Source organism: Lachnospira multipara ATCC 19207 (assembly GCF_000424105.1).
In the GTDB taxonomy this organism is placed as follows: Bacteria; Bacillota; Clostridia; order Lachnospirales; family Lachnospiraceae; genus Lachnospira; species Lachnospira multipara.
In genome coordinates, this window is the sequence record NZ_AUJG01000009.1 from 1 (window position 1) to 14,519 (window position 14,519).

15 protein-coding genes are annotated in these 14,519 nt (G+C 35.3%); 3 read left to right on the forward strand and 12 right to left on the reverse strand.

The features are described from left to right. Positions 1 to 225 precede the first annotated feature (225 nt). Positions 226 to 1,164, forward strand: a complete 939-nt coding sequence (locus G600_RS0108060) for a capsular polysaccharide synthesis protein (protein ID WP_027431493.1) — start codon at positions 226 to 228, stop codon at positions 1,162 to 1,164. Between the two features lie 12 nt (positions 1,165 to 1,176). Continuing rightward, positions 1,177 to 1,974, forward strand: coding sequence for a sensor histidine kinase (locus G600_RS0108065; protein WP_027431494.1), 798 nt, complete (start codon positions 1,177 to 1,179; stop codon positions 1,972 to 1,974). Between the two features lie 116 nt (positions 1,975 to 2,090). Here G600_RS0108065 and G600_RS0108070 read toward each other — a convergent pair whose 3' ends face one another. Next, positions 2,091 to 2,363, reverse strand: coding sequence for a PqqD family peptide modification chaperone (locus G600_RS0108070; protein ID WP_027431495.1), 273 nt, complete (start codon positions 2,361 to 2,363; stop codon positions 2,091 to 2,093). Between the two features lie 240 nt (positions 2,364 to 2,603). Here G600_RS0108070 and G600_RS0108075 point away from each other — a divergent pair, with 240 nt between their 5' ends. Continuing rightward, entirely contained in the window at positions 2,604 to 3,056 is a 453-nt protein-coding gene (locus tag G600_RS0108075; RefSeq protein ID WP_034245987.1) for a lasso peptide biosynthesis B2 protein, read from the forward strand. A 98-nt stretch (positions 3,057 to 3,154) separates the two neighbouring features. Here G600_RS0108075 and G600_RS0108080 read toward each other — a convergent pair whose 3' ends face one another. The 11 genes from G600_RS0108080 to G600_RS15045 form a co-directional block, all read right to left on the reverse strand. Next, on the reverse strand, positions 3,155 to 4,828 hold the full coding sequence (locus tag G600_RS0108080; protein ID WP_027431497.1) for an ABC transporter ATP-binding protein: 1,674 nt from the start codon (positions 4,826 to 4,828) through the stop codon (positions 3,155 to 3,157). A gap of 109 nt (positions 4,829 to 4,937) precedes the next feature. Next, positions 4,938 to 5,144 (reverse strand): hypothetical protein, encoded by a 207-nt coding sequence (locus G600_RS0108085; RefSeq protein WP_027431498.1) that lies wholly within the window; start codon positions 5,142 to 5,144, stop codon positions 4,938 to 4,940. A gap of 37 nt (positions 5,145 to 5,181) precedes the next feature. Next, positions 5,182 to 5,316 (reverse strand): hypothetical protein, encoded by a 135-nt coding sequence (locus G600_RS16035; protein ID WP_278244400.1) that lies wholly within the window; start codon positions 5,314 to 5,316, stop codon positions 5,182 to 5,184. Positions 5,317 to 5,408: 92 nt separating this feature from the next. After that, a complete protein-coding gene (locus G600_RS15700; RefSeq protein ID WP_155885960.1) occupies positions 5,409 to 5,555 on the reverse strand; it encodes a paeninodin family lasso peptide in 147 nt (48 codons plus the stop codon). 72 nt (positions 5,556 to 5,627) lie between these two features. Continuing rightward, on the reverse strand, positions 5,628 to 5,774 hold the full coding sequence (locus G600_RS15705; protein WP_146058862.1) for a paeninodin family lasso peptide: 147 nt from the start codon (positions 5,772 to 5,774) through the stop codon (positions 5,628 to 5,630). Between the two features lie 153 nt (positions 5,775 to 5,927). After that, entirely contained in the window at positions 5,928 to 7,937 is a 2,010-nt protein-coding gene (locus G600_RS0108105; protein WP_027431499.1) for an asparagine synthase-related protein, read from the reverse strand. 113 nt (positions 7,938 to 8,050) lie between these two features. Continuing rightward, entirely contained in the window at positions 8,051 to 8,968 is a 918-nt protein-coding gene (locus G600_RS0108110) for a phosphoenolpyruvate carboxykinase (ATP) (RefSeq protein ID WP_027431500.1), read from the reverse strand. Between the two features lie 6 nt (positions 8,969 to 8,974). Beyond that, positions 8,975 to 10,498, reverse strand: coding sequence for a lipopolysaccharide biosynthesis protein (locus G600_RS0108115; RefSeq protein WP_027431501.1), 1,524 nt, complete (start codon positions 10,496 to 10,498; stop codon positions 8,975 to 8,977). Positions 10,499 to 10,510: 12 nt separating this feature from the next. After that, positions 10,511 to 11,686, reverse strand: coding sequence for a nucleotidyltransferase domain-containing protein (locus tag G600_RS0108120; RefSeq protein WP_027431502.1), 1,176 nt, complete (start codon positions 11,684 to 11,686; stop codon positions 10,511 to 10,513). Positions 11,687 to 11,708: 22 nt separating this feature from the next. Further along, the gene (locus G600_RS0108125) at positions 11,709 to 13,802 is read right to left on the reverse strand and encodes a CotH kinase family protein (RefSeq protein ID WP_027431503.1); all 2,094 of its coding nucleotides are present in this window, start codon (positions 13,800 to 13,802) and stop codon (positions 11,709 to 11,711) included. Further along, positions 13,786 to 14,484 (reverse strand): VanZ family protein, encoded by a 699-nt coding sequence (locus G600_RS15045; protein WP_051195427.1) that lies wholly within the window; start codon positions 14,482 to 14,484, stop codon positions 13,786 to 13,788. Before G600_RS15045 ends, G600_RS0108125 begins: the two co-directional genes overlap by 17 nt. Positions 14,485 to 14,519: the final 35 nt, after the last annotated feature.

Genomic DNA, 14,519 nt, shown 5'->3' on the forward strand with positions numbered 1-14,519 from the left:
GAAGGGGCTTTAACCCCTTCTGACACTAGTAAGCTTTATACCCCCGCTTAAAGCTTACGCTTTTGAAGCGGGGGATTGCTTACACTGCGTTCAATAAAATAATGAAAAAAAGAGACCTAATATCGGGATTTTATCTTGATGTTAGGTCTCATTTTGCATTATACTTTTAAGGATTAATTATAGTAGACATTTAAGAAAGGACTAGATTTAGACTAGATTATAGATATGGCAAATAAGGTTATTAATAAGATTAAAGATAGAATGCTTTTGGGTTCGATTTATGACAACATAATGTTAAAGACAAAATATAAGGGGGAGCATCTTTCCTTTAATTACAATGTTATGATGGGGCAAAAGCACAGAATGCTTTATTATAAAAGACTTAAGAAGGAATATTTGGCAAAGGTTAGCGCTAATAGACCTTGGGAAAATTTGGAAAAAAGAGACAACAATGATCAGGTTTGGATTTGTTGGTTTCAGGGCTTAGAGGCAGCGCCAGAGCTAGTTAAGATTTGTGTTGATTCGGTAAAGAAACATTTGCCAGGTAAAAAAATTACAATTATTACTGAGGAGAATTATGGCGATTACGTTGAGATGCCAAGACACATTTTAGAAAAGAAGAAAGAAGGAATTATAAGCTACACTTACTTTTCTGACCTTGTAAGACTTGAGCTTTTGACAAAATACGGCGGATACTGGATTGATTCTACTGTTTTATTGACGGGTTCAAAGTTTGTGGAATTTACAGATAAGATGGATTTCTTTGCTTACTCTTTTTATTATTTTGGCTTTAATCCGGAGATTATGACAATTAATAACTGGTTTATGAAAAGTAAGACAAATAACAATATTTTAAATCTCACAAAGGAGCTTTTATACGCTTATTGGAAGGATTATGATAGGGATTTAAACTACTTTATTAACATGCTTTTTATGACTATGGCGGTGGATTTCTATAAAGAAGAATTTGAAAAAATGCCAATTGTTAGTCAGGTAAATGCCCATGTTCTTGCAAGTTACATGGGCGAGGAATTTGACGAGCTTAAATGGGAGCTTTTAAAGAGCATGACGGATGTTCATAAGCTTAGTAATAAGTTTTCTGAGAAGGAAACTAGCGGGGAGAATACATTTTATAAGAGATTGATGGCTAGAGAGTTGGATTAATAGGGAGGAATTATGCAGAAGAACGTTTTTACACAACCAGAGATTTCCCAGGTTAAGGATTTGACTTTGAAGTTGGCGAAGGCAAACAAGCAGCTATCTAATGAGCATAAGATTAGAAATCAGATGCTTGCAAACATTTCCCACGATTTAAGGGCACCAATGACTGCAATCAGAAATGCAGTTGATTACCTTAATACCTTTGAGGGTGAGGAAATGCCAAGTTCTGAGGAATTTCACTCTATTGTTGCCATGCTTGATAGACGTAGCACAGTTTTGGAAAATTTAATTCAGGACTTGTTCTACCTCACTTCTCTAGATAATCCTTCTCACAGATATAGTTTTGAGAGGGTCAACATGAAGAATTTTCTCAAGGAATATTACATTTATCTCTTGGAGGACAGTCGTTTTAAGACTAGAAAGCTAGAGTATTTAATTGGCTATGACCTTGAAGCCTTCTGTAGCATTGATATAGACACTTTTACCCGTACATTGGACAATTTATTCATAAATGCATTTAAGTACTCAAATGAGGGCGACAGCATTAAATTAGATGCTTATATAAAAAGGAGAAAACTTGTTATTTGCATCGAAGATACAGGGATTGGCATTGCTAAGGAAGATGTAGCAAAGATTTTTGATAGATCTTACACAGTTTCAAATGCAAGAACTCCAGAGTCGGTTACAACAGGTAGCGGACTTGGCCTTGCCATTGTGAAATCCATTATTGAGCATCACAAGGGAAAGGTTTACTGCGAAAGTGAATTAGGGGTTGGAAGTAAGTTTTTTATAGAACTTCCCCTAATTAAGTAGATCTGTGAAATAAAACATATAAGCTTTAGACTTGTAAAAATGGGACATGTATAAATTAAAATACGGATAAAATAAGACCTCTGCAAAATTGCAGGGGTCTTATTTTTATCCTTATCTTATTTAGCTTCAATAAAGCCTAATTTTTTAAGATTTTCTAAGAAACTAATTGTTGCACCTAAGCACTCGTCTTCTGAGACGTCGTACTGTGCTCTTAGATTTAATACTATATCTTCAACCTTTGTATCTTCTTGGATTATATCCCAAATTTCATTAGCTGCGCCTTTTAAAAGAAAGTATTTTCCAGTTTCAAAATCAATCATTGCCTTGTCGCCATCAAGTTCGGCAACCTCAAGCTTTTTTGTCAAATGGATTCTAGTGCTTTTATCCATAAGTTCCTCCTCAAATAAATATGTGAGATCAAAAAAACATAAAATTTTTTCTTATTATATAATACTTTATTTTAAAAAAATGTCAATTTAAAATTGATAAAAAAATTTCATTATAAGTAAATAAAACTAATATTGATATTCCCTGACTATCTTTGAAAATTTGTGAAATTTTTAGATGTATTTTCCAGACATATATGGTAAAATTTTTACACATTATTATATTTTAATGAGGTTTTGATAATGAGAAAGATTAAACGATTATTTGAGCTATGCTTTAACTTTATTTTTAAGAATCATGAGAAGTTAATGACTATTCAGGCAGTTATAGTTTCTGCTTATTATTTTAAATGTATTTATAAGATTCCGGCTAAAAAGCTAGAGGAAAGATTTGGGACGAGAGGCGTGGAATCCCCTGAAAAAGAGGATCTTGAAAATCTTAAGCTTGCAATGCATGTTGGAGATAGAGTTGCTAGAGTTACAACTAAAGCTCCTTGGGAGACTAAGTGCTTGTGCAGAGCTTGGACAGCCCAGTATCTTTTAAAGAAGAGACATGTTCACTCTACGATGTATCTTGGCATTGGCAAGGATGAAACAGGCAAGATGGTGGCTCACGCATGGTTACGATGCGGTCAGGTCTTTGTTACTGGTGGAGATGGTAGCGACTATACTACTGTTGCCAAGTTCTATGTTTAGAAATGAAGTGACTAAACGGATTCCGAATGTCCGCTTTACAAAATAAGACATAAAAAGACAGCCAAGGCAATGTAATGCTTTGGCTGTTTTCTTATATATTAAATAGTATGTTTATTCTCAATCTTAATTTCTCTATCACAGTATTTTAGTACACTTGATCTATGGGTGATGAGAAGGCAAGTTGGTCTTGGGCTAAGTTTTTTGATGCCTTCTAAGACTTTGATTTCAGTCTTTTCATCAAGGGATGAAGTGGCTTCATCTAAAACTAGGAAAGGCGCCTTACGAACTAAGGCTCTTGCGATGGCTACTCGCTGTGCCTGTCCTTCTGAGATACCGTGACCTCTTTCTCCAATAACTGTATCAATGCCCTTTGGAAGCTCGCTTATAAAGCTATCTGCAGCGGCCATTTTAACGGCCTCAAGGATTTCTTCTTCTGTGGCATTATAATTGCCCATTTGGATATTTTCACGGATTGTGCCGCTAAAAAGTGTGTTACCCTGTGGGACGTAGGAAATGAACTCTCTTGTAGAAGCGTTGGCGGGCTCTGATTCATTTTCCTTATTATAAAAAGAAATTAGGCCGCTTGCTTGGTTCATAAAACTCATAATAAGTCTTACAAGAGTTGTTTTACCAATACCTGATTCACCAACGATGGCAACGAATTCGCCAGGCTTGATGTCTAAATTTACATCTTCAAGGACAAAGTCTTTTTCTGTGTAACCAAAGTTTACATTGTCAAGCTTTACACCAACATTTGTTGAGTCAATTTTGTTTGGTAAACGGTCTTCTGTCTTAATGTCCTCAAGCTCAATGATTCGGCCAGCAGAAGTAAAGATAGAAACAATCTTAGGTAGCTGCTGTGCAAGGTTAATGATTGGAGCTTGAACTCTATTAACAAGAGTAAGGAAAATCGACATTGTACCGTATGTAATTGAGTTATTTGATAACTGAATGGCACCAAAGGCAAATGCTGCGATATAGCCAAACTGGAAGGCAAAATTAAGTGCTGATGAGCTGGCAATACCAACCTCGGCACGCTTTAATACCCACTTAAATCTGTTATCACGTAAATTTGTAAGTCTGTCTACTGCTTCATCTTCGATTGTGAAGGCCTTTACAATAAGTAAGTTAGCAAGGCTTTCTTGAACAAAGGAACGATAAGCAGATTCTGATTCTTGCACCTTCTTCTGGTATTTGTGCATTTTCCTAGCAAAAGCATAGCTAATTAAAGCTGATATAGGCGCTAGAATAATGGCAAATATAGCAAGAAGTGGCTCATAATAAAAGAGAGTAAAGAAGGTTGCACAAAGTTCAAAGAAAAGCTCGATGATTGTTGGTATTGTATTGACGATACCGTCTGCAACATTTCCTGCATCACTTGTAAAACGGGTCATTAAATCCCCTGTGTGATATTCTTTTATATCCATCCAATGAGCATGAATAATCTTCTCATAGACTTGCTTTCTTATGCCAAATGAAAAGCGCTCGTTAAGCATTATTGAAACGAGACTATTAGCCACCGTAAAGGCGATGTTTACAAAGATCATAATAAAGTAAATGCCAATAGCCCAGGCAATAATGTTACCACCTGTTGCCGAATCTATAATGGTCTTTGATAAAAGAGCCATAAGTATAGAAAAGACTGTGGCCATAATATTAAAAAACATAACCAAGATGATTCTTGGAATGTAAGGTTTCGAGTATGAAAATAACCAGCTGATGTATTCTTTCTTAGATTTTATCTTTGCTAGTTTTGAAAAAAAATTATTCACTAGTTCCTCCAAGTTAAATGATTTTTAGAAAAAAATAGAAGGGCTTAATTAAAGCCCTTCCAATTATAGTTTCCACTAAGTAAAAAGTCTATAAAAATTTCATAGAAAATTACCAAATCCAACCCTTACCGAAGAAACCATAAATATTGAAACCAGAACAGTTATCTCCACTAACTTCTTCTGCCCAACCTGAAATATCTACGTAATTTCCAGAGTTATTGCAGCTAGTTGTTGGTTGTTCATAGCTGTATCCACGGTCACATGCTGTATCCTTAATCTCAAATTCTTCGATTGCAGGTGTCTTCCAATTCTTCATAATTGAATCTCCTTTACTACGAAGTTAAATATTAAACTTAAGATTCAAAGCTTGCCCAAAGGTTACCATTCTCATCGATTCTAAATGCATCGAAAGATGGCTTAATGCTTTTTCCCTGTGCTGTCTCTACAATTTCAAGTTCTTCTACTCTAGGTGTTATCCAAGTTTTCATAATATAACTTCCTCCTTATTAAAAAACATCACAATTAATGTAGCATAAATACAGTAGTTGTAAAGCTTTCTAACGATTTTGTAAGTTATTAATTAGTCTTCTGCACCTGATGGGAAGCTAACCCAAAGGTTACCATTTTCATCTGTTCTAATAGCATCGAAAGTAGCCTTAATAACCTTACCCTGTGCTGTTTCTGTAATTTCTAATACTTCTAATTCTGGTGTTGTCCAAGTTCTCATTGTAAAATCCTCCGTTTTAAATCTTCTTCATTTTAATTTCATTAAATCATTAATCTAATAATTAGCTAAATCTTATTCTTCAGCTCCTGATGGGAAGCTAGCCCAAAGGTTACCATTTTCATCTGTTCTGATAGCATCGAAAGAAGGCTTAATAACCTTACCCTGTGCTGTTTCTTCAATAGCTAATACTTCTAATTCTGGCTTTGTCCATGTCTTCATAATGAAGTCCCTCCTTTTATTTCTTAATTCTTTTTTATTATATTATGAGATTGGAATTTGTAAAGCAATCTAACAACTTTGTAAGAATTAAATCTTTGTGAAATAAAAAACGAGTTTCGCACAAATGCCCTATTTGTGCGGTTGGAAACTTTGTTAGTTTACAAGGTTTCCAAATTCGGATAGACTAACCAAGCATAGAGTTTCCTGTATTTGGTCACTGTTTATCTGCTCTTTCGCCTCTAGTTCTTTTTTAAAGTTTTCTATTTTTTTCTTATCAAAGTACTCTAAAAGGAAAGGGTTTCCTAAGCTAGATAAAACCTTGCTTTTTAGCTCATGCTTCCAAACCTGATTTACTCTGTAAGCATAATCAGAACTTTGTAAGCCACGTCGATTTACAATATCAAGAATTTCATCTGGCACGATGCCCCTCATATAGTCTCTAACCATGCGGCGCTCCACACCATTTTTAACAAAGCAAGAAGGATCTGCCCTAAAGCAAAAGTCGATTATTCGCTTATCCTTTGCTGGGTCCCTTATAACAAGGCCATAAATAAGGCTAAGACGAGTGTCAAAGAGGCCTAGATGCTGTAGGATTCTAGTATCGTAAACGTAGCGCTCAAACTGCTTTCTAGAGTCCATGTAGCTACCACCCTCTCTAGTGAAATTCTCCTTTATAAGCTGCTTTATCTTGTACTTTTCAATTAAGTCTGCCCTTAGAAAATGTTCATCTATAGCAGAGATATCTAGGAAGAATTTATTCATAAATGTCTTTAAAAAGGTCTTAAGGAAGTATTTTTTAGAGACCTTACGGTAGTTGCAAAAAGCCTTGGCTTCTTTTAGTGCTGTGGCAAATTTACATTTTCTTAAATCCTGATAAACCCTTGATAAAATCTTGCCGTTAGAGATTGTGGAATTGCCGTACTGACCCTTTAACATAACCTTACAGTCATTGGCGCTTGCAAACTCGTAAATCTCGCTAATCCAAGTGTAGTTAACTAGGGATTTGTGAGGAAGTTCAGTTAGCTTAATGGTATTTTCTAAATCTGAGAAGGCAGTTTTTCCCTTACAATCTACAAAGTTTGGCTCAAGATTATCGTAGTATTTTTTGATGATTTTTGGGCCAAAGGATTCGTCATCGATGGCGTATTTGTCACTATCTGCGCTGGCTAGGTAGTCCTTTAGAGGAACAGAGGTGTAGGAATAAAGCTTCTTATCCTCTTTTTTAAGTTCCTTTAAGGCAAGGCAGGCAACAGAGCTAGAATCAAGGCCGGAACTTAAGGTACAGCCTGTATTTTTCTCAGATCTAAGGACTGATTTCACGCAAGTATTTAGAGTACTTACAAAGGCCTCTCTCCAGTCTTCATCACTTTTATACTTTAATTTGTTTTCCTTGGCTTCCTTTGCAGGATTGTAGTAGCTGTGGGACTTGATTTTGCCATTTTTTATGAAAATGTAATGGCCAGCCTCTACGGTATATATGCCCTCATAGGCAGACAAATTAACCTTGTAGATCATGTCTGGATTTGCAAGGGCAGAAGCTAGGCTAATCCACTCTTCGTTTAGCTTATAGCTTTTTTTAGTAGTTTCCTTTGTGGCCGCCTTAATACTATTAAGTAGGGTTCCAAAGTAGATGTAATCCCCATCTAGGGCATAATGTATAGTTCTAGTTGAGGTGTGGTCTGTGTATAGATAGAATTCCTTGCTATCTAGATGGTAAACTGCAAAGCTAAATATACCTAAAACTTTTTTTGGAAAATCTGGACCAAAGCTTAGGTATGCGGCATAGATAAGTTCCTGGTCAGAAATCTTCTCACAAGCTTTTTTGAAAGAATCAGACATTGAATCAGCCACATCTTCTTTGAAAAATTCTGACATATCAGTTACAAGATTTTCCTTTACTAGAGGAATCAATTCTTCCCTATTATCAATCATACAATCTGTGGCAAAGACGATTTGCCTTTTTTCATCATAGTATGGGGAGATGCTGTAGTGATCTTCTTTTGTGAAGTATTGCTCGCCGGAAACAAATACGAATTCTGGATTTGTTCGGGCGTTAATTTTATCGATTTTATAGCCCTGCAGACTTTTAGTCATTGCACTTTTAATGGCCTCTAGGTCTTCTAGGCCACCTGTTGTTTTAATTACGCCGGATATTGCTGCCATAATTTTTTCCTTCCTTTATATCTAATTTTAGCCTAAATCCAGCGTTACTAGATTTAGGCTATTAGGTAAATTTTTTACAATCTAAACATATAATTCAAATCTATAATTCAAATCTATAATTCTATCTTAAAGAAATCCTTTACAATCTCTAACTGCTCTTTTGTACTATCTATATTTTCTGGGCGAGTCATGTGGAGGATGTCTAGTTTAGAGGCAATTTTAAGGCATCTTGAGAAGTCCTTAATATCTGTCTTTAGCTCGCGCATGGCTGGGAATAGGAACCAGTTTGTATAAATAGCTGCTACTTTATCATTACCCTTAATGGCTTCATACTGGACTTTATCAACATCTGCTGAATGGTCAAGGACAATCATGCCAAGGCACTGGGCAGGCTCAGTTGAAAAACCTTCAGTTCTTGAAAGGGCAAATTTATCCTTAGTTTCATCTATGTAACGTAAATCTTCTTCTTTTAGGCCGTTACGTTCAAGGGCATCCCTACAAAGTTTTTGCTGTGGGAAGGCTGGGTAAGCAAGAAGCTTATCCTCTTCTATATTTACAACCACTACGTCGTCTGAGATGAGGCTCGCATTAGTTGTATCAAGGATACGAGTTGTAAGAGTAGATTTTCCACTACCACTAACTCCTGAAATTAAGAGAGCCTTGCCATTAATTCTTACGCAGCTGCAGTGAATTGAGTGCATATCTCTTTGCCAGAATAAAAAGGCAATGCAATAGCCAAGAATAAAAGGGTGAAGATTTTCTTCACTGGCATTTTCTCTTTTATAGGCTGTGATATATTTTCCATCTTTAATTCCAAAGAAGCCCCAGCTATTAGTAAAGTAGCTAAAGTGTCTATCAATCTTTGAAGCTAGTTCTGTGTCTGTAGGCAACTCCTTTAAAACTTCTTCTGGTAACTGCTCATTAGTAATAATAATATCGGCGTCGTCTTTGCTAATTTCATCAATGCTTACACACTGATAAAGCTCAAATTCAGACATTACCTTCTTTCCATAGAGTTTGTAGTAGTACATTTTCCTTTAGCTCCTTTTCTTTATAAAACTCTTAACCTTGTTAGAAATCATCTTAAAGCCATCAGTATTGTGATAAAAAATTATGTAAATAACGGACACAACAAGTCCTATGAAAATGATTTCCACAATTAACTTTGACCATGAATCAATAGTAAATCTATCTAGTAATAGCTTAAGTAAAACACAGCTAGCTAGGGCAATAAGCGCATTTTTAGCAATAGATGTGTAGTAACCTGTAGCACTTTTATCAAAGAAATCCTTAAATAAAACTATTGGTTCATATAAGAAGTAAGATGAAAGTCTTGATATAACTGTTGCAAGTAGAATTCCTGCAAGACCAAGCCAGAGGCCTAAAATTACTGATAAAACAATATTTAGGATGGAACCTGCAAGGGAAACATATTTTGTCTTCATGTAAAGACCTGTGGCATCTCTGTAAACCCAGAAAGGCTGTAGGATACATGAAAGGTATGTATTAAGTGTAATTGCCACTACTGTTAAGAAGTCTAGGGTAAAGTTAGCGCCTAACCAAACTGTGATAAAGTCGTTAATTACAAGGAAGAATCCACAAGTAATAACGCCGCTCATAATAAAGGATAGGGATTGAATACTTACAAAGACTTCGTATCTTTTCTGGCTATTTTCCTTGGCAATAACATTACCGATACTTGCTGTTAATGCTGAGAAAATGATTTGCAAAACGAGAAGTAGCTTCTGACTTATCATAAGATAGTTAGAGTAAAGTCCTGCAATTCCAATACCAACAATCATAGAAATGATGATGTTATCAGTTCCTGTAAATAAGGTGTTACTTAATTTGTAAATTACAACTGATCGCAAATTTTTATAAATACTTTCCCTGTCCTCTTTTGAAAGCTTTTCCTTGTTCTTGATGTAAGGATAGTATTTCTCGGCTTTCCTTGTGGCAATTAGATTTCTAATAAACTGAAGCACAACGCCTATTGCAAGATAGACAATGTAGTTTTGCCATAAAACAAGGGCTAGAATCTGTAAAAATGTTTTTCCAAAGGAAATGTAAATATTAATGGAAGTTAACTCATAATTCTTTTGGTCTGCTGTTAGAATAGTTGTTTTATATACAAAAAGATATGAAATAATTACTCCAGCAAGAGAGAATAGATAGTAAACTTCAAGAAGTGGTATATCTGTTTCTGTCTTTACAATTACACGTAGGAAAGGCACTAAAATAAGGCCAATTACTGTAATTGAAATTGCTATAATTCTATAGACATTACTATAGAAGGTTACAAGTGCGGCTAATTTTTTCTCATCCTTCATAGCAAGAGGCTTGTAAAAAGAATAAGCCATTGCTGTATTAAAGCCTAAATCTGCCATGGATAAAAGGTTTAATACATCCGAAAAAACACTGTTAATACCTAGATATTCTGCACCTAAATATCTAATAAATACGGTTCTTGATACAAAGCTAAGGACCATAGCCACAAATTGAGAAGCAAAACCCCAAGTCATATTTTTAGCAGTTTGTTTTGTTCTACTTTCTTTACTCATAAATCCTCCAAATTACTCATCAGTTCTAGTAAAGTCTAAGCCCATATTCTTATATAGGTCTACGATTGTCTTAGCTTTTGTAGTATCTACGCGAGTTAATTCAATTCTTCTCTTTCGACTTTCCTTATGTGTAAGGCCTTTTGCCCCTCTAACAAGCCAGTAGTAAGGCAAAAGTTCTGGGTGCTTGTTAAGCTTTGGATAGAATTCCTTCATGTAGGAAATTGGTGGGAAGAAGAACCATTTTCCCTTAACCACCTTTGCAATATCCTGGTTTTCTTCCTGCTTAGCAAACTGGCTAAAGAAGCCGTTTTCACCCTTACCATATACACCACAATCAAGCATAAAGTAGAATAAACTTTTTTCTAGACTGTCTAATTCCTTCTTTTCTAACCAGTCATAGGCAAGGCGTCTTGACTGGAATTCGAAGCTTGATAGACCACAAACTTCTAGTTCAGTTTCTAGCTTTTCGTAGTCTAATTTATTCTTAAAATGTTCTAAGTAGACATAGATATCTACTAAATTTCTAATGCCACATCCATTTTCATAAAAATGTTTCGCCATATGAGCAATCATGTAAACATAGAAGTCTTCAATACTAAGTTGGTAACAAGCCTTTGTGCCTTCCTTAAGAGTTGCTCTTTTAACCTGATAATAATCATAGATTTTCTTGTCTACATTTTTATCAAATAGAGCCCAATGAGCCTCAACAATCCAGTGAGGTTCTTTTTTATAAACGTCGTGAATCTTGACAGAATCAATAAGCTCATAACCCATGAACTTAAATAATTCTCTAGATCTATTCATGGTCTGGTCATAGATCATAAGGTCAATGTCCCCCATTTGGCGAAGTACAGACTTTGGATAGATTTCCTTTAAAATTGAACCCTTCATTAGCATATAGTCGACGCTGTAGTTTTCAAGGTTATTGGAAATGTTTTTTACCTGCTGTCTTTGACCTAGGTCAATGAAGGTATCTGTTGCTAGTCTTGCCTTAATTAACTTCTTGTATTTTTCATCAATATCTAGCTTAGTTAAGGGTTCTAGTAAAATGTATTCCATCTGATGTAGACTAGCTAGCTTGCACAAATCCTCAATATTTACGCCTTCATAAACACTTTTAATTTCTTCTTTTTCTAGTGATGATAAAATTAAGTCTCTTAAGAAATCAATGTTGATTGTGTTATTCATGATTAAAGCTCCCCCTCTATTTTTAAATTTCGTTTGTGTACTTTAAGATATAGTCTTTTCTAGTTTCAAAGAATTCTCTTATTGTATCTAGTTCACTAGAATATGCAGAGGATAAAGATCCACTAGAGATAAATCTCTTGTAACTATATTCAGTACCTTTTTCAAGCATGTCTGTGACTGCTGTTATGGCTTCGTTAACATTTTCCTCACTAAAAGTATTATTAGCGAAGTCTTCCATTGTCTGGATAAGCTTAGCTCTAAACTCTTCGTTGTCAATTAAAGACATAAACATCTTATCGTCCTGGAAAGCGTCGAAAAGATAAGAGTTAATAGTTGCGGAAGCAAGTCCGTTTGAGCTTGTATTTTCCATAGTTCCATCTAGTGGAGTATAGATATAGCGCCACTTTCCATCACTATATTCTGTCTCGCCGTCCTCAGAAACTGTTCTCCAAACATACTTTGTATCTGAATCAAGGTAGGCATTAGATAAATATAGATTTGCTGCCATAAACTGAATGTAGCTATCCATATCAATTCTTGCCTCTGCGTAGTCGTAGTTATCTTCATCAGCCATGTCATGCTTTGCAATCCAGCTAACAAGATCTGCGTATTCTTCGCCGTATTCAGAGTGATTACTATTAGATACCTCTCCTGTAGTTGTTGAAACTACTACGTCACTTTCATCTAGAGAATAAGTATCAGCAATATAGCCCTCATCAATAGTTGCTCGTAAGCAGTAAAGTCCCCAGTATTCGCCGTTAATAAAGACGGAAACTGGTGTGAGGCTTAAGCTTGCTACCTTAGTGTCCTCTAAAAGATTAGCAGCTAAGTATTCTCTTATCTTATAAGTGTTATCTGTAAGATTTGTTGTAAGTGTTAGGCTATTATTAGTGCCACCAAAGAATTTATTAAGGCTTGAGCCATCCCAATTTAAATCTGAATCTGAGCTTAAAAGTAAACTTTTTTGAGATGTAGAAACTGAGTAATCATTAATTACGCTAAGCTTAAGATTTCCCTCATAAGTCTTATCCTTACTCTTTTCATAATATTCAACTGTTACGTCCTTTTCATCAGCTGTTAAGAAGTTAGAGTAATCAGAAGCCTGAAGTCCTCTAGCAAGAGCTGATTCATAGCCAGTACCCTTCACATAAATACCATTAAAATAATCTGCAAAATCCTCTGGATTTATTGTGATTGAAAGGCAAGCGTAGTTTTTAACATCAGAGCTTGATTTCTGGCCGATGTAGTAAGTCTGAGTATAGACATTAGATACATTTCCATCAGCATCCACAGCAATAGCTCTAATTACTGTACCCTTACTTGAGCTTGTAGTAACATAAGAATCGTTATTCTGCTCTGCTACTTCTTTAGTAAGAGTAAGGTCTGTTCCACTAGCATTGCTAATCTTAATTTCATCTGTATAAATATTTGACTCTGTAGTTGGAGTCTCACCATTAGTTGTGTAGTAAATTGTCTTACCCTCAGCTGCTTCAAGGTTTAGAGAGATGTCGTTATCATAGTAACCACCATAGACACTAAAGCTTACATCATCAGTGCTTTTAACAATTGTAGCCTTTGAGTTGTTGCCATTTTTTGTCTGGCTCATAATGGCTGTAGATGTAAAGCTTGTATCTGTGTAGCCAAAGCTTTGATCTGCTGTAAGAGTTGGAACTGTTAAATAGCGGCCTCTAGTTCCAAGATAGTTTTCCATTGTATCATCCCCAAGGCTTACAATGTCATGCTCGCCGCTTCCAAGTGCTAGACCTGTTTCTACTACTAAATAGTCCTTAGAATCAAGACTTGTATTATCCTCAAAACTATAAATCTTTTCTCCGTTAAGATATAGAGAAAGATTTGAAAGGTCTGCCTCTGTCTGGTCGTTATTGTAGAGCTCTACATAACCACTAGCACTAACTTCATTTATATATACATTTTCTAAATTCACATTAGAATTAAGGGAAATGTCTGTTGCTGTTTCTAAATTCTCTAGAGTTTTTTCTTCATCCTTTTGGGCCATCTTATCACTAACGATGATAATGGCAAGAATTATGATGATTACAACACTTATTGCAATTATTATCTTATCTCTAGTTTTAAACTTATTCTTTGAAGCCATAATTTCCTCCATTTTTATTTCTAGCTTTTTTGATTAGTCTTATAATTAGCATTACTAAACAAGCAAGTATTGCGCCTATGAGCCCACCAGTTATATTAGTGATAATATCTTCCACTTCAAAATAACCACGGCCTGTGATTAACTGCACGGTTTCGATAGTTCCACTAGTTATAACGCTGTATAGGAAGGGCAATAATAGTTTTCCAATTAAGCCTTCTTTATAATGAGCCACACTAAGAATAAAGCCCCAAGGCATAAAGAGCGCTATATTTAAAATGTAATAAATAGACGCTGTTATAGCACCGACTTCTCCTAAATTTTTTAATAGTAACTTAGTTAATGGGAGCTTTGTTGGGTGACAGATAAATTCAAAAAATGTTTTAATCACCGTCTGGGTAACTTTAGTATCTAAATTTATTGTGCCCCTTGAGCCCTCTTCTCTATTTAAGAAGGTAATGCTAAGCAATACGCAGGCGTAAGCAAGTATTGCAATTATTATTGTTTCATCTAATGCCTTAACCTTTCTAATTTCTCTTTTTGAAAGAAAAAGACATATAGAATGTGTTATCAATGCAAGCCCAAAGACCGCCAAAATTAATAGTCCATATGAAACGCTTTGTGTTTGTTGATCAAATATTAATTTAAATAGCTCGTTATAGCTAATCTGTGTGTAACCATCCATAGATATCCTCCATTTTTAACAAACAGGATTATTTA